This window comes from Acidovorax sp. 62, assembly GCF_002754495.1.
Taxonomy (GTDB): Bacteria; Pseudomonadota; Gammaproteobacteria; order Burkholderiales; family Burkholderiaceae_C; genus Acidovorax.
This window is the reverse complement of sequence record NZ_PEFJ01000001.1, coordinates 4,993,809-5,014,901: the sequence shown is the minus strand read 5'-3', so window position 1 is coordinate 5,014,901 and position 21,093 is coordinate 4,993,809. Positions and strand designations below refer to the sequence as shown.

At 60.7% G+C, this 21,093-nt stretch carries 24 protein-coding genes and 1 tRNA gene; 5 read left to right on the top strand and 20 right to left on the bottom strand.

The annotated features are described in order from the left end of the window. Both secA and CLU86_RS22500 read right to left on the bottom strand, forming a co-directional pair. Positions 1-1,895 (bottom strand): preprotein translocase subunit SecA (secA, locus tag CLU86_RS22505; protein ID WP_099743185.1); only part of this gene is annotated, 1,895 nt, incomplete at its 3' end. A gap of 130 nt (positions 1,896-2,025) precedes the next feature. Further along, positions 2,026-3,042 (bottom strand): M23 family metallopeptidase, encoded by a 1,017-nt coding sequence (locus CLU86_RS22500; RefSeq protein WP_099743184.1) that lies wholly within the window; start codon positions 3,040-3,042, stop codon positions 2,026-2,028. On the opposite strand from CLU86_RS22500, the gene CLU86_RS22495 reads away from it, so the two are divergent. Beyond that, positions 3,041-3,349: a hypothetical protein gene (locus CLU86_RS22495; RefSeq protein WP_099658045.1), complete on the top strand. Its 309-nt coding sequence runs from the start codon at positions 3,041-3,043 to the stop codon at positions 3,347-3,349. The two genes, CLU86_RS22500 and CLU86_RS22495, sit on opposite strands and share 2 nt — an antisense overlap. A gap of 40 nt (positions 3,350-3,389) precedes the next feature. Here CLU86_RS22495 and CLU86_RS22490 read toward each other — a convergent pair. The 6 genes from CLU86_RS22490 to petA form a co-directional block, all read right to left on the bottom strand. Then, positions 3,390-3,465, bottom strand: a tRNA-Thr gene (locus tag CLU86_RS22490). Positions 3,466-3,512: 47 nt separating this feature from the next. Then, positions 3,513-4,037 carry a ClpXP protease specificity-enhancing factor gene (locus CLU86_RS22485; protein ID WP_099743183.1) on the bottom strand — a complete coding sequence of 175 codons (525 nt, stop codon included), beginning with the start codon at positions 4,035-4,037 and terminating at the stop codon, positions 3,513-3,515. Between the two features lie 45 nt (positions 4,038-4,082). Beyond that, entirely contained in the window at positions 4,083-4,694 is a 612-nt protein-coding gene (locus CLU86_RS22480) for a glutathione S-transferase N-terminal domain-containing protein (protein ID WP_044400199.1), read from the bottom strand. A 104-nt stretch (positions 4,695-4,798) separates the two neighbouring features. Next, positions 4,799-5,557 carry a cytochrome c1 gene (locus tag CLU86_RS22475; protein WP_099658043.1) on the bottom strand — a complete coding sequence of 253 codons (759 nt, stop codon included), beginning with the start codon at positions 5,555-5,557 and terminating at the stop codon, positions 4,799-4,801. 18 nt (positions 5,558-5,575) lie between these two features. Continuing rightward, positions 5,576-6,988: a cytochrome bc complex cytochrome b subunit gene (locus CLU86_RS22470; RefSeq protein WP_099658042.1), complete on the bottom strand. Its 1,413-nt coding sequence runs from the start codon at positions 6,986-6,988 to the stop codon at positions 5,576-5,578. 11 nt (positions 6,989-6,999) lie between these two features. Next, entirely contained in the window at positions 7,000-7,596 is a 597-nt protein-coding gene (gene petA, locus CLU86_RS22465) for a ubiquinol-cytochrome c reductase iron-sulfur subunit (RefSeq protein WP_099658041.1), read from the bottom strand. A gap of 203 nt (positions 7,597-7,799) precedes the next feature. Between petA and mscL the strand changes: the two genes are divergently transcribed. Continuing rightward, entirely contained in the window at positions 7,800-8,234 is a 435-nt protein-coding gene (gene mscL, locus CLU86_RS22460) for a large conductance mechanosensitive channel protein MscL (protein ID WP_099743182.1), read from the top strand. Positions 8,235-8,341: 107 nt separating this feature from the next. Here the strand turns inward: mscL and pdxA are convergent, their stop codons facing one another. Then, on the bottom strand, positions 8,342-9,367 hold the full coding sequence (pdxA, locus tag CLU86_RS22455; protein ID WP_099743181.1) for a 4-hydroxythreonine-4-phosphate dehydrogenase PdxA: 1,026 nt from the start codon (positions 9,365-9,367) through the stop codon (positions 8,342-8,344). Positions 9,368-9,561: 194 nt separating this feature from the next. Continuing rightward, positions 9,562-10,326 (bottom strand): Nif3-like dinuclear metal center hexameric protein, encoded by a 765-nt coding sequence (locus tag CLU86_RS22450; protein WP_099743180.1) that lies wholly within the window; start codon positions 10,324-10,326, stop codon positions 9,562-9,564. Between the two features lie 150 nt (positions 10,327-10,476). On the opposite strand from CLU86_RS22450, the gene CLU86_RS22445 reads away from it, so the two are divergent. Further along, complete coding sequence (locus tag CLU86_RS22445) at positions 10,477-11,622, top strand: Do family serine endopeptidase (protein WP_099743179.1); 1,146 nt, start codon at positions 10,477-10,479, stop codon at positions 11,620-11,622. 175 nt (positions 11,623-11,797) lie between these two features. Here the strand turns inward: CLU86_RS22445 and tatC are convergent, their stop codons facing one another. The 10 genes from tatC to galE form a co-directional block, all read right to left on the bottom strand. Beyond that, the gene (tatC, locus tag CLU86_RS22440; protein ID WP_099743178.1) at positions 11,798-12,604 is read right to left on the bottom strand and encodes a twin-arginine translocase subunit TatC; all 807 of its coding nucleotides are present in this window, start codon (positions 12,602-12,604) and stop codon (positions 11,798-11,800) included. Between the two features lie 53 nt (positions 12,605-12,657). Beyond that, positions 12,658-13,119, bottom strand: coding sequence for a Sec-independent protein translocase protein TatB (gene tatB / locus CLU86_RS22435; RefSeq protein ID WP_099743177.1), 462 nt, complete (start codon positions 13,117-13,119; stop codon positions 12,658-12,660). Positions 13,120-13,142: 23 nt separating this feature from the next. Beyond that, entirely contained in the window at positions 13,143-13,391 is a 249-nt protein-coding gene (gene tatA, locus CLU86_RS22430; protein ID WP_099743176.1) for a Sec-independent protein translocase subunit TatA, read from the bottom strand. 77 nt (positions 13,392-13,468) lie between these two features. After that, the gene (locus tag CLU86_RS22425; protein WP_099743175.1) at positions 13,469-13,825 is read right to left on the bottom strand and encodes a histidine triad nucleotide-binding protein; all 357 of its coding nucleotides are present in this window, start codon (positions 13,823-13,825) and stop codon (positions 13,469-13,471) included. A gap of 69 nt (positions 13,826-13,894) precedes the next feature. Beyond that, entirely contained in the window at positions 13,895-14,938 is a 1,044-nt protein-coding gene (locus tag CLU86_RS22420; RefSeq protein WP_099743174.1) for a patatin-like phospholipase family protein, read from the bottom strand. Next, on the bottom strand, positions 14,931-15,317 hold the full coding sequence (locus CLU86_RS22415; RefSeq protein WP_099658031.1) for a hypothetical protein: 387 nt from the start codon (positions 15,315-15,317) through the stop codon (positions 14,931-14,933). Before CLU86_RS22415 ends, CLU86_RS22420 begins: the two co-directional genes overlap by 8 nt. A gap of 5 nt (positions 15,318-15,322) precedes the next feature. Beyond that, positions 15,323-15,718 (bottom strand): phosphoribosyl-ATP diphosphatase, encoded by a 396-nt coding sequence (locus CLU86_RS22410; RefSeq protein WP_099743173.1) that lies wholly within the window; start codon positions 15,716-15,718, stop codon positions 15,323-15,325. A 4-nt stretch (positions 15,719-15,722) separates the two neighbouring features. Next, the gene (gene hisI / locus CLU86_RS22405) at positions 15,723-16,112 is read right to left on the bottom strand and encodes a phosphoribosyl-AMP cyclohydrolase (RefSeq protein ID WP_099658029.1); all 390 of its coding nucleotides are present in this window, start codon (positions 16,110-16,112) and stop codon (positions 15,723-15,725) included. A gap of 122 nt (positions 16,113-16,234) precedes the next feature. Then, a complete protein-coding gene (gene hisF, locus CLU86_RS22400; protein WP_099658028.1) occupies positions 16,235-17,035 on the bottom strand; it encodes an imidazole glycerol phosphate synthase subunit HisF in 801 nt (266 codons plus the stop codon). 127 nt (positions 17,036-17,162) lie between these two features. Further along, positions 17,163-18,176, bottom strand: a complete 1,014-nt coding sequence (galE, locus tag CLU86_RS22395; RefSeq protein ID WP_099743172.1) for a UDP-glucose 4-epimerase GalE — start codon at positions 18,174-18,176, stop codon at positions 17,163-17,165. A gap of 169 nt (positions 18,177-18,345) precedes the next feature. On the opposite strand from galE, the gene CLU86_RS22390 reads away from it, so the two are divergent. Further along, positions 18,346-19,764, top strand: a complete 1,419-nt coding sequence (locus CLU86_RS22390; protein WP_233195176.1) for a diguanylate cyclase domain-containing protein — start codon at positions 18,346-18,348, stop codon at positions 19,762-19,764. A 3-nt stretch (positions 19,765-19,767) separates the two neighbouring features. After that, positions 19,768-21,093 (top strand): glycosyltransferase, encoded by a 1,326-nt coding sequence (locus CLU86_RS22385; RefSeq protein ID WP_099743170.1) that lies wholly within the window; start codon positions 19,768-19,770, stop codon positions 21,091-21,093.

Genomic DNA, 21,093 nt, shown 5'->3' with positions numbered 1-21,093 from the left:
CCGGCCTCGATGGCCTCACCGTCGGGCATCTTCAGGCGATCCATGATGGACTTGACGCGGTCACCCGCGAAGATGCGCATCAGCGAATCGTCCAGGCTCAGGTAAAAGCGCGACGAGCCCGGGTCACCTTGGCGGCCAGAGCGGCCACGCAGTTGGTTGTCGATACGGCGCGATTCGTGGCGCTCGGTGGCGATGATGCGCAAGCCGCCCAAAGCCTTGATTTTTTCGTGGTCCACCTTCCAGTCGGCGCGCACTTTCTCGATCTGCGCATGGCGGGCGGCTTCGTCCAAAGACTCGTCCGCCTCAATCGCAGAGATGAGCTTTTCAATGTTGCCACCCAGCACGATGTCGGTACCACGGCCCGCCATGTTGGTGGCGATGGTGATCATGCCCTCGCGCCCGGCCTGGGCCACGATGTCGGCCTCACGGGCATGCTGCTTGGCGTTGAGCACCTGGTGGGGTAAGCCCTCTTTGTTCAAGAGCTCGTCAATGATTTCTGAATTTTCAATCGATGTGGTGCCCACCAGCACCGGCTGGCCTCGCTCATGGCACTCGCGAATGTCTTTGATGGCCGCTTCGTACTTCTCGCGGGTGGTCTTGTACACACGGTCGAGCTGATCATCACGCAGACTCTGCCGATTCGGGGGAATCACCACGGTTTCCAGGCCGTAGATTTCCTGGAACTCGTACGCCTCGGTATCGGCAGTGCCGGTCATGCCCGAGAGCTTGTTGTACAGGCGGAAGTAGTTCTGGAAGGTGATCGACGCCAGGGTCTGGTTTTCAGCCTGGATGTTGACGCCTTCCTTGGCCTCCACAGCCTGGTGCAGGCCATCGCTCCAGCGGCGGCCCGACATCAAACGGCCAGTGAACTCGTCCACGATGACGATTTCACCGTTTTGCACCACGTAGTGCTGGTCACGGTGATAGAGGTGATTGGCACGCAACGCCGCATACAGGTGGTGCATCAGCGTGATGTTGGCGGGGTCGTACACCGAGGCGCCTTCGGCAATCAGCCCCTGGCTGGCCAAAATGCGTTCGGCCGACTCGTGGCCCTGCTCCGTCAAGAACACCTGGTGGGTTTTCTCATCCAGCGTGAAGTCGCCGGGCTTGGTCACACCCTCGCCTGTGCGCGGATCGGCTTCACCCTCTTGGCGCACCAGCAGCGGCACCACCTTGTTCATCGCGATGTACATCGCCGTGTGGTCTTCGGCTTGTCCACTGATGATGAGTGGCGTGCGCGCTTCATCGATCAAGATGGAGTCCACCTCGTCCACGATGGCATAGTTCAAGCCCTGCTGCACACGGTCATGGGCTTCGTACACCATGTTGTCGCGCAGGTAGTCAAACCCGTACTCGTTGTTGGTGCCGTAGGTGATGTCTGCACGGTACGCGGCCTGCTTTTCCTCGCGCGGCATGTTGGGCAGGTTGATGCCCACCGTCAGGCCCAGGAAGTTGTAGAGGCGGCCCATCCACTGGGCATCGCGATTGGCCAGGTAGTCGTTCACGGTGACCACATGAACCCCCTTGCCAGACAAGGCATTGAGGTACACCGGCAGCGTAGCGGTCAGGGTCTTGCCCTCGCCCGTGCGCATTTCTGAGATCTTGCCGTGGTGCAGAGCCATCCCACCCAGCATCTGCACGTCAAAGTGGCGCATCTTCATCGCGCGCTTGGAGCCTTCGCGCACTACGGCAAAGGCCTCAGGCAAGATGGCATCCAGCGATTCGCCTTTGGCTACCCGGTCCTTGAACTCCTGGGTCTTGGCGCGCAATGCGTCGTCAGACAGCTTCTCATACTCAGGCTCCATCTCGTTGATGCGAGCGACCACTTTGCGGTATTGCTTGAGAAGCCGGTCATTGCGGCTGCCGAATATTTTGGTGAGGAAGTTGGTGGCCATGCGAACAGGACCGTTCAACACACCAATGCGGTGCCGTTGAACGACCGAAATCCCTAATAAGAATTGAGTTCAGTTGGGTCCGTCGCTCAAGAATGCAAGCACCCCGAGGCCGAACACAGGACTGGCGATTTTACCTGCCCGCAGGTGTAGGGTTTTGCTGCGCTACCACAGCCCCCTTGGATGCAGCCGCCAGCGCGAGATCCGCCTTGCCCGTTCCGGCATTCAGGAATTTTTGCGGGTCCTGAAAGACGCCTTGCACCAGCACTTCAAAATGCAGATGCGGCCCGGTCGATCGCCCGGTGGTTCCGACCTCCGCAATTTTCTGCCCCCGCTTGACCAGATCACCCTGCTTGACCAACGTGCGAGAGGCGTGCGCATAGCGCGTCACCAACTGGTTCCCGTGGTCCACCTCAATCATGTTGCCGTAGGCAGGATGAAATTCTTGGGCAATGACCACCCCTCCCGCTGCAGCCAAAATGGGGGTGCCGGTATCGGCCTGAAAGTCCAGCCCCGTGTGCAATGCCGATTGGCCCGTAAAGGGGTCCAGCCGCCAGCCGAACGCAGAGCCCGCCGCACGCCCACTGACCGGGGCGTGGGTGGGTACCATTTTTTTACGGATGTGCTGGTCAAAGAGCCTTGACTCCATCACAGTCATCCAATCGACCCGCTGGTTGGTCAACTTTTCCAGATCATCCAGCGTAGCCTGCAACTCTTCCATCGACAGGTTGCGGGCCCCCACCAGGGCACCGCCACGGCCGTCATTTTTGGGGATGTCAGCAGGAGACATCCCGGACAGCCCCATGACACGGTCCCCAAGAGATTCGAGCTGCACCATGCGCGCCTGCATATCTCCCACACGACGGGCCATCGCATCCAGATTGGCCCGCATGAACTTGTCACGCTCTTCAAACTCGTCTTTGACCACCAGCTTGACCAATGAGCCAAACACGGGCCACCCCTCGCGAGCGCCTTTTAGAAAAACCCAGTGGTACAACAGCGCAGCCACCAGCATCAGCCCCATCGAAAGCAGCAATCCAGCCAACACAAGGCGCACACCCGACAGATGAATAGACCGGGTACGGGCCGAACGAGCGTCCGTGATAATCAAATGCACAAAGTTATCTCCATGCCATAGAGGCCCACCCATGAACCGCCGCCATCACGCCGTTACGTTGCAGCAAGCCAGCGCCGAGTCCCCCACGCTGGCCATGCTGACCGCGCTCACCAGAGACTCCAGCGACCGGCTGAAGGCCATAGAACCATTGATTCCCCCAGGACTGCGAGGCACGCTACAGGCTGGCCCGATTGACGGAACAAGCTGGTGCCTTCTGGTCAGCAGCAACTCGGCTGCGGCCAAGCTGCGCCAGATCCTGCCTGCATTGCAGGCGCATTTGCGGGTCCGGGGATGGGAGGTTAACTCCATTCGCCTGAAAGTTCAAACTGGCGTGCGTTGAACTGGCGAATGAAAGGATGCTGAGGCATCCAGAAGAAAAATGGTGCCGGTTGTCGGAATCGAACTGACGACCTACCGCTTACAAGGCGGGTGCTCTACCAACTGAGCTAAACCGGCGAAGCCCGCATTCTATATCGAAAAACAGGCCCAAAAACAAAAAAACGCTATTTCACACGTTTGAGCGAGGGGCGACCGCCCGCAGGACCAGGCGTTGGGCGGGGCGCATCCCCCGCACCGGATTCAGCATCGGCTGCGGGCACCAGTTGAACAACACGCTCATCTGCCGCCGCCGCGGGCGCCTCCTCCAACACCACCGCGCTCGACGCTGGCGCGAGCGACACAGGCGAAGATGGCACCACCAACCCATCTACCGGCGCTGGAAATGCCATGCCTTGCCCATTTTCACGGGCGTAAATGGCAATGACGCGCCCAACCGGCACAAGGATGTCGCGGGGCTTGCCGCCGAAGCGGGCCTTGAACTCAATGAAATCATTGCCCAGCTGCAACGCGCTGGTCGCGTCGTAGCTGATGTTCAGCACGATCTCACCCTCGTGCACAAACTCCCGCGGCACCTGCACCGACTCGTCCACGCGCACCGCCACGTAAGGGGTCAACCCATTGTCGGTGCACCATTCGTACAAGGCACGAATCAGGTACGGGCGCGTAGAAGTCGATTCCTGAGCATTCATGGGCAATGAAACGGTTCGGTCGGTGAAAAGAAGGGACTGCCGCGCTTACTTGCGCATGACCTTTTCAGAAGGTGTCAGCGCTTCGATGTAGGCAGGGCGAGAGAAGATGCGCTCTGCATACTTGAGCAACGGGGCAGCATTTTTGCTCAGCTCAATGCCGTAGTAATCCAGGCGCCAGAGCAAAGGCGCAATAGCGACATCCAGCATCGAGAAGTTGTCGCCCAGCATGTACTTGTTCTTGAGGAACACCGGCGCCAGTTGGGTCAGTCGGTCACGGATATGGGCACGCGCCTTTTCCAACGCCTTTTCGTTGCCCTTGGTGGCACGCGATTCCAGCGTGTTCACATGCACGAACAACTCTTTTTCAAAGTTCAGCAAGAACAAGCGGACACGGGCGCGATCGACCGGGTCACCAGGCATCAATTGCGGGTGCGGAAAGCGCTCATCAATGTACTCATTGATGATGTTCGACTCATACAGAATCAGGTCGCGCTCCACCAAAATAGGCACCTGCCCATAAGGGTTCATCACGCTAATGTCTTCTGGCTTGTTGTACAGGTCTACATCGCGGATTTCGAAATCCATGCCTTTTTCAAACAAGACAAAGCGGCAGCGGTGGGAAAAAGGGCAAGTGGTTCCCGAGTAAAGCACCATCATGGTGGGAGGCTCCTAAAAATCAAAAGAGTGGGAAGCACCAAAGCGCCCACTCTGTAAAAAATTCCGACGAACCCGCATGCGGGTGTCGCCGGAAGATCAGCGAATTATTTGACGTCTTTCCAGAAAGACGCGTTCAGCCGCCATGCAATGATGGTGAAGAAGCCCAGGAAAATCAGAACCCAGACCCCAACACGGATGCGCGTGTTTTGCGCAGGCTCGGCCATCCACTGCATGTAGTTCACCAGATCACCCACCGCCTCGTCGTACTGAACCGGGGTCAGCTTGCCCGGAGTCACTTGCTCCCAACCCTTGAAAACATGGGTCTTTTTGCCGTGACTCTCTTGCTCTTCAAACACGGGACGACGCTCGCCCTGCAACTCCCACAAGGCATGGGGCATGCCTACATTGGGAAACACCAGGTTGTTCCAGCCGGTCAGCTTGGCGTCGTCTCGGTAATAGGTACGCAAATAGGTGTAGAGGTAATCTGCACCAGACCCCGCCGAGCTGGCACGCGAACGCGCAATCACGGTGAGGTCAGGAGGATTGGCACCAAACCAAGCCTTGGCTTGTTTTGGATCAATCGCAGACTTCATTGTCTCACCCACCTTGTCGGTGGTGAACAACAGATTGTCCTTCACCTGCTGATCTGAAAGGCCAATGTCCTTCAGACGATTGAAGCGCATATACGCCGCAGAGTGGCAATTCAGGCAGTAGTTGACGAACAGCTTGGCACCATTTTGCAGAGATGCCAGGTCGTTGGTCTTGGCGGGCGCCCTGTCCAGCGCAACCCCGCCGCCGGAAGCCATTGCAGAGCCTGCCACCAGACCCAGCGCTGCCACCATCGTGAGAATGAGTTTCTTCATTGTTATTTGCTCCTGCTCTCAGTGCGCAACGTAGGTAACGCGATCGGGCACGGGCTTGGTCTTGCCAATGCGACTCCACCAGGGCATCAACATGAAGAAGCCGAAGTAGAACAGCGTGCCCACTTGAGAAACCCGCTCACCCACAGGAGACGGAGGCTGTACGCCCAAGTAACCCAGGATCAGGAAGTTGATCACAAAGACACCGTAGAAATACTTGTGCCAATCAGGACGGTAGCGAATGGACTTCACTGGGCTGCAATCCAACCATGGCAAGAAGAACAGAATGATCACAGCACCGCCCATGACCACCACACCCCAGAACTTGGCATCAATGGCCAGCATGAGAAGGATGACCACCGCTCCAGCACCTGCAATCGCGGCCTTGAAGATGCCAGGCAATTGAGCCTTCACCGCACCAAAAAGCGCACCCAGGGCCACGCAGGCGATCAGGGCGTACATCATCTCGCTGGTGATGGCACGCAGCATCGAGTAGAACGGCGTGAAGTACCAGACTGGCGCAATGTGCAACGGCGTCACCAACGGGTCGGCCGGGATGAAATTGTTGTACTCCAAGAAGTAGCCACCGAACTCAGGGGCGAAGAAGATCACCGCCGAGAACACCAGCAAGAAAACCGCAACACCAAAGATATCGTGAACGGTGTAGTAAGGGTGGAACGGCACGCCGTCCAGTGGCTTGCCCTTGGCATCGCGGGGCGCATTGGGGCCCTTGATTTCGACGCCGTCGGGGTTGTTGGAGCCCACATCGTGCAGCGCCAACAAGTGCGCCACCACCAAGCCCAGCAGCACCAAAGGCACCGCAATCACATGGAAGCTGAAGAAGCGGTTCAGGGTCGCATCGCCCACCACAAAATCACCACGGATGAGCAAAGCCAGATCGGGACCAATGAACGGAATGGCGGCGAACAGGTTCACGATCACCTGAGCACCCCAGTACGACATCTGACCCCAAGGCAGCAGGTAGCCCATGAAGGCTTCCGCCATCAGGCACAGGAAGATGGCGCAGCCAAAGATCCAGACCAATTCGCGTGGCTTGCGGTAAGAGCCATAGAGCAACCCACGGAACATGTGCAGGTACACCACGACAAAGAAGGCCGAAGCGCCAGTGGAGTGCATGTAGCGGATCAACCAACCCCAAGGCACATCGCGCATGATGTATTCCACCGATGCGAAAGCCAGATTGGCATCAGGCTTGTAGTGCATCACGAGGAAGATGCCAGTGACGATCTGAATGACCAGCACCAGCAATGCCAGCGAACCAAAGATGTACCAGAAGTTGAAGTTCTTCGGAGCATAGTACTCCGACATGTGCACGCGGTACGCATCAAACGCCGTGGGAAACCGGTTCTCAAACCAGTTCGTCACCTTGGCCGTTGCCGATGCGTTAGGGGAAATTTCCTTGAATTCAGCCATGTTGTGCTACCTCAAGCCTTCTTGTCTTCACCGATCAGCAGGCGCGAATCGGACAGGAACATGTGTGGCGGAATTTCCAGGTTGTCAGGCGCTGGCTTGTTCTTGAACACGCGGCCGGCCACGTCAAACGTCGAGCCGTGGCAAGCACACAGAAAGCCGCCATTCCAGTCGTCTGGCAGCGAAGGCTGTGGGCCCGTTTGAAACTTGTCACCTGGCGAGCAGCCCAGGTGGGTGCAAATGCCGACCCCGACGAAGATCTCGGGCTTGATGGAGCGGTGTTGGTTTTTGGCGTACTCGGGGGTGGGGTACGTCTTGCGATCTGACTTGGGATCGGCCACCTGGGGCTCGGTCTTGGCCAGCGAGGCGACCTGTTCAGGGGTGCGCTTGAGAATCCACACGGGCTTGCCGCGCCACTCTACGGTCAACTTTTCGCCCGGCTGCAGGGCTGAAATGTCCACCTCTACAGCTGCGCCGGCTGCTTTGGCTCTTTCCGAAGGCTGAAAACTGCTGACGAAGGGCACGGCTACAGCCACTCCTCCCGCAGCACCAGCGCATCCGGACGCAATCAGCCACGTCCGCTTACTGGTGTCGACTGGTGTGTCACTCATGGGGATCCTCGGTATACATCGCTATGTTGGGGTCAGCGGCGGATTGTAGCGGAGTGAAAACTCGTAACAACAGGCAAACCTCTTGAAATCAGCCTTGACAGCCCCATGCGCTGGGTAATACTGCGCCCCTGCCACCTAGATAATGCGGGGTTCAAACCGTCTCTGGGTACGTTTGTCAACCAATTTATAAAAATGGAAGAAACATGACCATCATCAAAGAGTTCAAAGAATTCGCAATCAAGGGTAATGTGGTCGATCTCGCCGTGGGCGTGATCATTGGGGGGGCCTTCGGGAAAATCGTGGATTCGGTGGTGGCCGACCTGATCATGCCGATGGTGGGGCTGGTATTTGGCAAACTGGATTTTTCCAATTTGTTCCTGGTGCTGGGTAATGTGCCCGCAGGTACGGCTATGACGCTGGACGCGCTTCGCAAAGCGGGCGTTCCTGTGTTTGCTTATGGCAATTTTCTGACCGTGGCGGTGAATTTCATTATTCTGGCCTTCATCATTTTCATGATGATCAAACAAATCAACCGACTCAAGCGCGAAGCCCCCGCCGCCGCACCTGCGGCCCCAGCCCCTGAGCCAGAAGACATCGTGCTGCTGCGCGAAATTCGCGACAGCCTCAAGCAGCGCTGAGCCAGCCAAGGCTCGCGTTTTTTGCGCTTCAGACTCTGCCGCCAACGCCCTGCCCAGCAGGGCGTTTTACGTTGCGCCAACCGCCCGGGCGGGGGCTGCGCCTGCAGTCAAGCCAACTGCCGCGCCATGCGAACCGCCTCGATGAGGCTGGACGCATCGGCTACACCCTGGCCCGCAATGTCGAAGGCTGTGCCGTGGTCCGGGCTGGTGCGCACCAGCGGCAAGCCCAAGGTCACGTTCACGCCCTTGTCCACGCCCAGGTACTTGACGGGAATCAAGCCTTGGTCATGGTACATCGCCACCACCACATCAAACGCCCCCGGATGGCCTGGCGCGTTGCGGGCGCGCATGAACACCGTGTCTGGCGGCAGGGGGCCCTGCACATCCAAACCCTGGGCCTGCAGCCAGGCCACCGCAGGGGCAATGGTGTCGCACTCCTCGCGGCCAAACAAACCGCCCTCCCCTGCATGCGGATTGAGCCCCGCCACCGCGATCCGAGGGCTGCGCCCCAAGGTGCGCTGCAGCGCGTGGTGCGCAATCTGCACGGTCTGCACCACATTGTCATAAGTCACTGCAGCAATTGCGTCGCGCAGTGAGACATGGATGCTGACCAGCACCGTGCGCAGTTCGTCACCGGCCAACATCATGCGCACCGGCATGTCCGCCAGGGCCACGCCCCGGTGGGCGGCAGCTTCGGCCTGCAGCAGCTCGGTGTGGCCGGGGTACGCCACGCCCGCAGCCGACAAGGCCTCTTTGTGCAGGGGTGCTGTGACCAACGCGGCCACATCCCCACGCAGCGCCGCACGGGCTGCCCACTCCACGCAATCGGCTGCAGCGCGCCCCGCCTCGGCACTGATGCGCCCCCAAGGCACCGCACTGGCCAACCCTGGCAGTGGCAAGACGGGCACGCAACGCGTCGGGGCATCCCAGGCATCGTGAATGCCGTCCAACACCGCTACAGGCACGCTGGGAATGCCGGGGCGTGCAATGCACGCAGCAGCCCGGCGCAAGGTGGCGACGTCACCCACCACAAAACAGCCCCGCAGCAGGTCAGGCGCGTCACGAAAGGCCTTGGCCACGATCTCAGGGCCTATGCCTGCCGGGTCTCCTTGAGTGATGGCGATGGGCTTCATGCAGATCCTTATCAAAATCAAGCTCCTGCGCTTATTAAATAAGCGCTAGCAGCTATTATTTATATAGCAAACATTTGGAGCGGCTCACACAACCCAGCGAAGCGACCCTGGCCAGGCGTCCCGTCGCAGGCAGTACGACAGGTACGACAAGACGAGACAACGACGCGACGCCAGGGGGGTTGTGTTAGCCGCTCTCAGGCGGGGTTGTCAATCTCGATGAACTGGTGCGCGAGGCCCAGGCTTCGCGCCACTTCAGCGGCCAGGGCAGGGGCGCCATAGCGCTCGGTGGCATGGTGGCCTGCGGCCACAAACGCCACCCCGGTCTCGCGGGCCAAGTGGGCCTGCGGCTCTGAAATTTCACCCGTCACAAAAACGTCCGCCCCCGCGGCAATGGCTGCCTCGAAGTAGCTCTGCGCACCGCCCGTGCACCACGCCACCTTGGCGACGGGACGCTGCGCCCCCATGGCACCACCGGGCGCCACCAGCGTGGCGGAGCGCCCCAACGCCTGCGCCACATGGTCGACCACCGCCTGGGCACTGGGGTAACTGGCGCTGGCCAGACAGCCCAGCGCTTGCTCACCAAATTGCGATTCGCTCGCCCACCCCAGCACCCGCCCCAGCTGGGCGTTGTTGCCCCACAGAGGGTGTGCATCCAGCGGCAGGTGGTAGGCAAACAGGTTGATGTCGTGCGCCAGCAGCCGCTGCAGGCGCTGCTTCATCCAGCCAGTCACCCGCCCGTCCTGCCCCCGCCAGAACAGGCCGTGGTGCACAAAGATGGCGTCGGCTCGGGCTTCAATAGCGGCGTCGATCAGCGCCAGGCTGGCCGTCACGCCGCTGACCACGCGCGAGATCTCGGCCCGCCCTTCGACCTGCAGGCCGTTGGGGCCGTAGTCCTTGAAGCGCTCGGGTTGCAGCAGGCCGTCAAACGCCTGCAAGAGTTGTTGCCTGGATATGCTCATGCCCGGTATTGTCGCGCGGCGCTGGCCCCGGCTGCAGGGGCACCCAGGCTTGGCGGACTGGGTTGACGGACAATGGCGACTGCGCAGGGACAGCATCGTCCTCCTGGCACTTTTTCTGCCCGCGCTTTTTTGCCACTCACACCCAAGACCATGAAACGCATCTGGCTGCTGTTTTCTCAGGCCGTGACAGTTTTTGCTGCGGCATACTTTGTTGTTGCCACCCTCCAACCCGACTGGATCCGCCAAGGCGCCAAGCGATCTGGCGCGGGCATTGCGCTGCTAGAGGCCCCCTCAGCCCCCACCGGCCAGCCCGCCCCGGGCAGCTTCAGCGGCGCTGCACGCAAGGCCTCACCGGCCGTGGTAAGCATCAACACCAGCAAAGCGGTGCGCCACCCACGCAGCAACGACCCCTGGTTCCAGTTCTTCTTTGGCGACCAGGGCCAGCAGGCGCAAACGGGCCTGGGCAGCGGCGTCATCATCAGCCCCGAGGGCTACATCCTGACCAACAACCATGTGGTCGAGGGCGCCGATGAAATTGAAGTGACCCTCACAGACAGCCGCCGCTCTCGCGCCAGCGTGATCGGGACCGATCCCGACACCGACCTCGCGATCCTGAAGATCGAGCTCGACAAGCTGCCCGTGATCACCCTGGGCAACTCCGATGGTCTGGCCGTGGGTGACCAGGTGCTGGCCATTGGCAACCCCTTTGGCGTGGGGCAAACCGTGACCAGCGGCATCGTCAGCGCCTTGGGCCGCAGCCAGTTGGGCATCAACACCTTTGAGAATTTCATCCAGACCGATGCCGCCATCAACCCCGGCAACTCGGGCGGCGCGCTGGTGGATGTGAACGGCAACCTACTGGGCATCAACACCGCCATCTATTCCCGCTCTGGCGGCAGCATGGGCATCGGGTTTGCCATTCCCGTGTCCACTGCGCGGCTGGTGCTGGACGGCATCGTGAAAGACGGGCAAGTGACACGGGGCTGGATTGGCGTGGAGCCCAACGAACTCTCGCCCGAGCTGGCCGAGACCTTTGGCGTGAAAGCCACCGAGGGCGTGATCATCACCGGCGTGCTGCAAGACGGCCCCGCCGCGCAAGCTGGCATGCGCCCTGGCGATGTGATCGTGAAAGTGGACGACAAGGCCGTGAGCAATGTCTCTGAACTGCTGACGGCAGTGGCTGCACTCAAGCCAGGCACCGCCTCCACCTTCCAGGTGCAGCGCACCGACCGAAAGCTGGAGCTGAGCATCAACCCCGGGGTGCGCCCCCGTCCACAGCGCAACGTGCGGCGCTGACTACGCACAGTAGCGATCACCGTATCGCTATCAAATAAATAGCTGCTAGCGCTTAAAAATAAAGCGCTAGCAGCTATTTTTATATCCAAATCATTTCAAGAAAAATGCCAAAGGGGCAAGTGCCGCCCCCTGGTCACCCCACGCTACAAGGCGGAGCGTGGGTTTCGTACGCTTCTCAAGAGGACGAAGAAGAGGATGCCGCCTGATCGTCCGCATTCTCAGGCGCCTTGGTGTGCTTGATGAACACCTGCGCAGCCCAGATGCCGATCTCGTAAAGAATGCACATGGGCACCGCCAGTGCCAGTTGCGACACCACATCGGGCGGGGTGACCACCGCAGCGACAACGAACGCCCCCACGACGAAATAGCCGCGAAAGCTCTTGAGCTTTTCCACGCTCACCACACCCATGCGGGCCAGCACCACCACGGCAATGGGCACCTCAAACGCGAGTCCGAAGGCCAGAAACATCGACAGCACAAAGCTCAGGTAGGCCTCAATGTCTGGTGCGGCCGTGATGCTCTTGGGCGCAAAGCTCTGGATGAATGCAAACACCTGCCCAAACACGAAAAAGTAGCAAAACGCGACGCCAATGAAAAACAGCAGCGTGCTGGAAACCACCAACGGCAGCACCAGCTTCTTCTCGTGCGAATACAGGCCCGGCGCCACAAACGCCCACACCTGCCACAGCACAAAAGGCAAGGCGAGCAGGAAAGCCGCCATCAACAAAATCTTGAGCGGCACCATGAAGGGGGAGATCACCGAGGTGGCAATCAGCGTCGCACCCTTGGGCAAATGCGCCACCAAAGGCGCCGCCAGGAAGTCATACAGCGGCCCGGGTCCCGGGAAGAAGAACAGGAAAGCCGCGGCCACGGCGATCGCAATAATGGCTTTGACCAGGCGATCGCGCAGCTCCATGAGGTGCTGCACAAAAGGCTGCTCGGTGCCAGCAAGCTCGTCTTCTTGGGATGGGGTGTCTGACATGTTGGGTTTTCTGGGGCGTCAAGGCAGCCCGAAACGCGCGCGAAAGCGCAGCGTCAATGGATCTTTTTGGGACGGTAGCGCGCCACGCGTGCGGCACCCGACAAGGCTTTGGTGCGCACACCACTGCGGGCTTTGTACCACTGCGGTGTGGCGCCTTTTTTGACGCGCCAGTTCTTGCCCGGGTGCTTGTAGGCCGGCACCACAGCAGAAGCGGTGTCATACCCCTCGCCCGCCAAGCTGGTGGCTTGCACCCAGTCCTTCTCGAACTCGCTGGCGCTGGTCTGGATGGACTGCTGCACGTCGCGCGCAGCGCCCTCCACCGTGTCCTTCATCTTGCGCAGCTCATCAAGCTCCATGGAGCGATTGACCTCCGACTTCACATCGGCCACATAGCGCTGCGCCTTGCCCAGCAAAGTGCCCACGGTGCGGGCGACACGAGGCAGCTTTTCGGGGCCGATGACGATCAACGCCACCGCGCCGATCAGCGCCATTTTGGACAGGCCAATATCGATCATGGAGTCAGCGTTCGCTCAGGCGATCAGCTCTTTTGCTTGGCTTCTACGTCGATGGTGGTCTTGTCGGCGGCCTGGCTGTTGGCCACCTGGCCCGGCGGGGCAGGCGCTGCAGACGCAGCGGAGCTATCGCCCGCGCCGTCCTTCATGCCGTCCTTGAAGCCCTTGACGGCGCCGCCCAGATCGGAGCCCATGTTCTTGAGTTTCTTGGTGCCGAAGACCATGACGACGATCAGCAGCACGATCAGCCAGTGCCAGATGGAAAAGGAACCCATGGAATTTCTCCTAACGAATTGCAATCATTTTAGACGCGCGATGTGGCCCCAGCGTGAAGGGGTCGCGCCAAAACACTTCAGCCTTTGAGCCAAGGGCGCGGACCACCCATCACATGGATGTGCAGATGGTGGATTTCCTGCCCACCTTCAAGCCCCGTGTTGGTCACGATGCGAAAGCCGCCCTCTGGATAAGGGTTGCAGCCCTGCTCCTGGGCCAATTGGGGTGCCAGAGCCATCATGCGCCCCAGCAGGCCTGCGTGCTCGGCGGTAACCTGCGCCATCGAAGGGATATGCGCCTTGGGCACCATCAAAAAGTGCACCGGAGCCCAGGGGTGGATGTCGTGAAAGGCGAAGAGTTCTTCGTCTTCATAGACTTTGCGGGAAGGAATCTGGCCTGCAATGATTTTGCAAAAAAGGCAGTTGGGATCGTGCATGGTGGGCGGTGAAAAATAGGAGTCAGTGCCTGCGCGGGGCGCCGCTTTGCAGCGGGCGGTGCAGCGCCGTCAGGCATTGTCTGCGATCTGGATGGTCGGGCGCAGGCCCACGGACTGGCGATGGTCGGCCAGCCACTGCTGCCCCTGCTCGCGCCCCAGGGCAAACAGCTTGCGCACAAAGGGCAGGTCCGCACGGGTTTTGCTGTCAGCCCCGTAGGGCTCCAGCACGGCACCGCCGTCAATGCGGTGCATGCGCACGCTCTTGTAGCGGCGAGCGTCCAGCTTGCCCTCGGCCAGCAGACGGCGCACAAACTCGATGGCCCGCAGCTCGGCCAGCAGGCTGGCATTGAAGGTGACTTCGTTCATGCGCTCCATGATCTCGGGCACCGTATCGGGCAGCGCACGGTGCTCGATGGGGTTGATCTGCACCAGCAGGATGTCGGAAGTCTCGGTCTGGTAAATCAAGGGGTGCAGCGCAGGGTTGCCTGAGTAACCCCCGTCCCAATAGCGCTCCCCGTCGATCTCAACGGCCTTGAAAAGCAAGGGCAGACAAGCCGACGCCATGACCGCATCGGCACTGAGCCGCGGGCCAGAGAAGATCTCGCCGCGCCCGGTGCGCACATTGGTGGCACACACAAACACCTTGGGTGTGGCGAGGATTGCAGCGCCCCGCGCTTTGCACAGCAAGTCAAAGTCCACCTCGCGCTCCAGCAGCAAGCGCAGTGGGTTGATGTCGAGCGGGTTGGTCTGGTAGGGCGACAGCCACTGCGTCATCATGCCCAGCAAGGGGTTGGCGGCCGCCAGGGGCGCCCCCCACATCAAGCTGCCCAGGGTGCCCACACCTTCCCAAAGGCGGGTCAATGTTTCGCGCGCCAGGGTGCAACCGGCGGCATGGGCCTCCACAGGGTCCTTGTGCTGGTGGGCCGCCTGCGCAAACCCATGGGCCACGGCCACGGCATTCATGGCCCCGGCGCTGGTGCCACTGATGCCTTCCAACGCCAACCGACCATCCTCCAGCAGAGCGTCAAGCACGCCCCAGGTCAATGCGCCGTGCGAACCACCACCTTGCAAGGCAAGGTTCAGCCGCACCAGGGGTTTGCCGCCCTCAGGCATCCAGGGCCTGGCTCTTGTTCATCGCCACCATGCCACGCACGATGCGGTACAGGAACCACAGGGAAATGAGCCCCCAGGCAATCCAGCCCGGAATCACCAAAATCCACAGCGGTGCCGTCAGCACATACAACACCCCGGCCCACACCACCGTGCGAATGCGCCAAGAGAAATGGCTGGCCTGCCAGGTGCCCTCGGCATCGCTTTTTTTGACCAGATCGATCACCAATGCCACCACCAGCAGCACAGCGCCAGGCTGAGCCCCCGGCATGACCGCACCCACCGCCACAATCAGGTGCAGCAGGTAACTGACCCAGCCAATGGCTTTGAGGTCTTCGGCTTGCTGGTCCTTGGGTTGCACGTCGGTGAAGTCATCGGCCATGGGATTCAACCTTTCTCGTCTGCCGCCCTGGCCGCTACTTTGCGCAGGGCTTTTTCTTCGATGCCGCTGGTGCCTTCACGGCGGACCAGTTCGGTGATCACGTCGGCCGGTGTCAGGCCGTAGTGGGCCAGCGCAATCATGGAGTGAAACCAAAGGTCGGCCACTTCGTAAACGATCTTGGACTTGTCAGCGCCATGGTCCACATCCTTGGCGGCCATCACCACTTCGGTGGCCTCTTCGCCAATTTTCTTGAGGAACGCATCAGGCCCCTTGTGCAGCAGGCGCGAGACGTAGCTCTTTTCCGGGTCGCCACCGAGGGCAGGCTTGCGGCTTTCGATCACGGCGGCCAGGCGTGCCAGGGCGTCTTGCGAAGACAGGGCTGGGGAATCGTTGGAACTCATGGGCTTATTTGTAGATGGATTCGGGATCTTTCAAGACCGGATCGACCGGCTTCCAGGCCCCGTCCTTGAGCACGCTGAAGAAGCAGCTGTGGCGGCCTGTGTGGCAGGCAATGCCAGGTTCGTGCCCCTGCTGGGTAACTTTGAGCAGCACCACGTCGTTGTCGCAGTCGAGGCGAATTTCGTGCACCGTTTGCACGTGGCCAGACTCTTCGCCCTTGAACCACAGCTTTTTGCGCGAGCGGCTGAAGTACACGGCCCGGCCCAGCTCGGCCGTCTTGGCCAGCGCTTCGCGGTTCATCCAGGCAAACATCAGCACGTCGCCCGTACCCTGCTCTTGCGCAATCACGGGCACCAGGCCCTGCGCATCCCATTTCACTTCATTGAGCCAGTTCATGGGCGGATTGTCGGTGATTTGGATTGCACGCCTGACTGCACACCCAAAATTTAAGTCATTTTGGCTGCCAGCGCTTATCAATCAAGCGCAAGCAGCTATCCATTTAATAGCAAACAATCGACTCACAACCGCACGGGTATGCCCCGCTCGGCCATGCGTTGCTTGGCCTGGCCCACGGTGTACTCACCGTAGTGGAAGATGCTGGCGGCCAGCACGGCATCAGCACCACCTTGCTGCACCCCGTCGGCCAGGTGGTCCAGGTTGCCCACGCCGCCCGATGCGATCACGGGCACGGTCACTGCGTCGCTCACCGCGCGGGTCAGGGCCAGGTCAAAGCCCGACTTGGTGCCATCGCGGTCCATGCTGGTCAGCAAGATTTCTCCAGCGCCCCGCTGGGCCATTTCCTTGGCCCAGGCCAAGGCATCCAGCCCAGTGTTCTTACGGCCGCCATGGCTGTACACATCCCAGCCTGGGCCCACCGGCTGGCCGTTGGCCCCCAGGCGCAAGGCATCTTCCTCAGAGCGGCGCTTGGCATCGATGGCCACCACAATGCACTGCGCACCGTATTTGGCCGACACGGCGTTGATGACCTCAGGGTTGGCGATGGCGGCAGAGTTGAAGCTAGTCTTGTCCGCGCCCGCATTGAGCAAGCGGCGCACATCTTCCACCGTGCGCACACCGCCACCCACCGTGAGCGGGATGAACACCTGGCTGGCCACCGCTTCGATGATGTGCAGGATCAAGTCACGGCCATCGCTGGTGGCGGTGATGTCCAGGAAGGTCAGCTCATCGGCACCCTGGGCGTTGTAGCGCGCGGCAATCTCCACCGGGTCGCCTGCATCGCGCAGTTCAACAAAATTGACACCTTTGACCACACGGCCTCCGGTCACGTCAAGGCAGGGAATGATGCGTTTGGCAAGCATGGCGCGGGAAGATTAGAAAGAGAATCAAAAAAGAAATGGGCTACCTGGGGGGGCGCCCCATTGGGCGAAGGCGCCAGCCCCTGCGCAGTCGCGCAAGATACCACGGCGCACAGCCCGCACAGCCGCTTCAGCGTTGCAAACTCGCGGCCACGCCACTTTGCCAGCGCCACGCGTCTTCGCACATCTGGTCCAAGCCCAGTTGTGCAGACCAGCCCAGCAGCTGCTGGGCCAGGGCCGGGTCGGCCCAGCACTGCGCCACGTCGCCAGGGCGGCGGTCCACGATGCGGTAGGGCACGGGGCGGCCACTGGCCCGCTCAAATGCCTGCACCATGTCCAGCACCGACACAGGCCGGCCCGTGCCCAGGTTCACCGTGAGCAAGCCTGGATGTTCGCGCAAGTAGCGCAACGCCGCCACATGCCCATCGGCCAGATCGCACACATGGATGTAGTCACGCACCCCAGTGCCATCGGGCGTGGGGTAGTCGCCGCCATACACACTCAGCACCTCGCGCAGGCCCACGGCCACCTGGGCCACATAGGGCAGCAGGTTGTTGGGAATGTCTTGCGGGTCCTCTCCGATCAACCCGCTGGCATGGGCGCCCACCGGGTTGAAATACCGCAGGCGCGCAATGCGCCATTGCCCCGGCTCGGCCGCATCCACATCGGCCAGCACCTGCTCCATCATCAGCTTGCTCCAGCCATAGGGATTGGTGGCAGACAGCGGAAAGTCCTCGCGGATGGGCACAGAAGCCGGGTCGCCATACACCGTGGCCGACGAGGAGAACACCAGCGTGCGCACATTCGCCGCCCGCATGGCGCCGAGCAAGGCCACGGTGCCCGCCACATTGTTGTCGTAGTAACGCAGCGGCTCGCGCACGGACTCCCCCACCGACTTGAGCGCCGCAAAGTGGATGACCGCATCCACCGCATGCTCAGCAAACACGCGCCGCAGCAGAGCGGCATCGCGGATGTCGCCCTCAATGAAAGGAACAGGCACGCCGGTGATGCGCTCGACACGCTCCAACACCGAGCGGCGGCTGTTGCATAGGTTGTCGAGCACCACAAATGGAATGCCTGCATTCGCCAAAGCGACGCAGGTGTGAGAGCCAATAAAGCCTGCCCCGCCGGTTACAAGAATCACGCTGTTGCGCTCCTAAGAATGTGGATAAAACGGACGACCCCGCTATAGGCCCGTCACTATACTGGCCGCTCCACTGCCCAAAAGGGAACGATGTTCCTTGACATTGGGCGCCAGCGGTCAACATTGTTAACAATTGACCATGTCAAGCACTACACAATGGTGCGCACCCATGAACATGAATCCATCCACTGGCGCCGCGCCCTTGCAACAGCCGCCGCCTTCCGCACTTGAAAGCACTGTGGTGCTGCGCCCTTCTGGCAGCTTACTCCCGAGCGAACGCGATGCCATGGCCTTTGCATCGTGGCCTGCGTTTACCGCATCTGGCTTTGCCCCGTTGGGCTTTTATCTGGACGGCTGGGATGGTCACACGTTGGCCGCCCTGTGTGAATCCATACGACACAGCCCATGGTGGGACCGTCCCATCTGGGCATCAGAAAGCTCCGCCGCCCCACCAGCGTGGGCGGATGCGGCAGGTCCACTGAGCGAAGCCATCGCAGCAGGCGAGCGGGCTCTCGCGGCGCGCAGAAGCCTCAAACTGGACCCCTCTGGCCTGCATTTTGACGAGCGAGTGCTGTACTTCATGTACCTGCGCGACGGCGCAGAGCTGACCCCCTTGTGTGACCGCAACAGCGCACAGTTGTATCGCTACCCCTTGGTGGAGGCATTGGCCCACGAGGGAGACGACGTGGCGGCCTGTTTGGCCACGCTGTCGCGGCGGCGCCTGCTGGAGCCTGCCGAACTAATCGACCGCACACGCCACTGCAGAGCCTGCGGCAGCGCCCACATCCACTACCTGGACGTGTGCCCCCATTGCTCCAGCATCCAAATCAACAAAGCCCCTTCGCTGCACTGCTTTACCTGCGGCCATGTGGCGCCAGAAAATGATTTTCACGACGACGGTGGCTTGACCTGCCCCAAATGCAGCACGGCATTGCGTCACATTGGCGTGGACTACGACCGCCCCCTCACCCAATATGCCTGCGGCAGCTGCCACCACGTGTTTGTCGAGACCAGCGTGGTGGCACGGTGCCTGGACTGCCGCAACACCACCGAACCCAATGCGCTGGATGTGCGTGAGATCGCCTCGCTCAGGCTCAGCGCCCACGGGCGTGCGGCCCTCAGGGCAGGGCAAATCCGAGAGTCGTTTGCCGCACTGGACACGGCCAATTATGTGGAGCCAGCGTACTTCCGCCGTCTGCTGGACTGGGCTTTGGCCACCCACGCCCGCCACAAGGAAATGCACTTCGCGCTCATGCTCGTGGAATTCCAGAACGCGGCCGAAGTCATCGAAAAGCAAGGGGCTGCGCGCGTCTTCCTCATGCTGGACGAGTTTGCACGCCGTCTGCACGAGTTGCTGCGCACCTCGGACCTGACCACGCGCACCCAGGAAGAACGCTTGTGGTTGATGCTGCCGTTCTCTCACCCCGAAGGCCTGACAGCGCGGCTGCAGAAGGTGCTGCAAGAGCAGTCCAGCCAACATGGCGAAGCAGCTTTGCGCGTGCGCATTCGCCACCTTCAAATCCCTCGCGATCTGCAAAATCACGACACGGCCGTGCAACTCATGGGCCGCCTGCAAAACGCGGATTGACGCATGTGGGATCAGGTCGTTTTTGCCTTTGTCACGCTGTTCGCCAGCTCCAGCCAACAAAACTGGCTGGAGCTGGCCTGGAAATTTTTTCCCTTCGTTGTAGTGCTGGAGGCCCCCTTCTTTTTGCTGGTGACCGCCGGCATGGTGCGTTACGGCCTGCGCAGGCACCGCCCTGAACGACAGCGGGAACGCTACCCACGTGTGTCTTGCGTGGTGACCTGCTATTCGGAAGGCGAAGACGTGCGCAAGACCATCCAGTCTCTGGCGCAGCAGTTGTATCCAGGCCATATCGAAATCATTGCCGTCATTGACGGGGCCATACAGAACCGCCCCACCTTACTGGCCGCGCGCAATGCCCGCGGGCTTTTGGCAGGGCAAGCCAAGCGGGATCTGGTGGTGCTGCCCAAGTGGCAACGCGGGGGACGGGTTTCGTCACTCAATGCAGGACTCTCCATCGCCACGGGGGAAATCGTCATGGCGTTGGATGGCGATACATCCTTCGACAACGACATGGTGCGCAACGCAACGCGCCACTTTGACGACCCTGGCGTGGTGGGCGTGTCAGGCAATCTGCGCGTGCGCAACGCCAAGAAAACCCTGGTCACCCGATTGCAGGCGCTGGAATACATCCTGTCGATCGGTGCTGGCAAAACCGGCCTGTCCGAGTTCAACATCGTCAACAACATCTCGGGCGCCTTTGGCGTATTCCGCACCGGGTTCATCCGCAACCTGGGCGGTTGGGATGCTGGGTCGGCTGAAGACCTGGACATGACCACGCGGATCAAACAGTACTTTGGCAGGCACCCCGGACTGCGCATCGTGTTTGACCCCCATGCCGTAGGGCACACCGATGCACCCGACACCTGGCGCATTTTCTTTCGCCAGCGGCTGCGCTGGGATGGCGACATGTTCTTCATCTTCATCCGCAAGTTCCGCTTCAATCTCAGGCCACGACTGCTGGGCTGGCGCAATTTCATGTTCGTGGCCGTCAACGGGCTGGTGATGCAGGTGCTGATGCCGTTCCTTATCGTGGCCTATACCGGCGTGATGCTGTTTACCCTGCCCATCGGCGCAGTCATTGGGGTACTTGCGTTCATTTATCTGGCCTACTTACTGGCCATCATCTTTTACTTTTTGCTCTACGTGATCGCAGTTTCGGAGCGCCCAAAAGAAGACCTGGACTACCTCCGGTTCCTGCCATTGATGCCGCTGTTCGCTTTCGCCAATCGCCTGCACTGCGCGTTCTCCATCTTGACGGAGATGACGATGAACTCCCACCTCGACTCATCCATGGCGCCCTGGTGGGTGCTACGCAAAACCAAGTTCTGA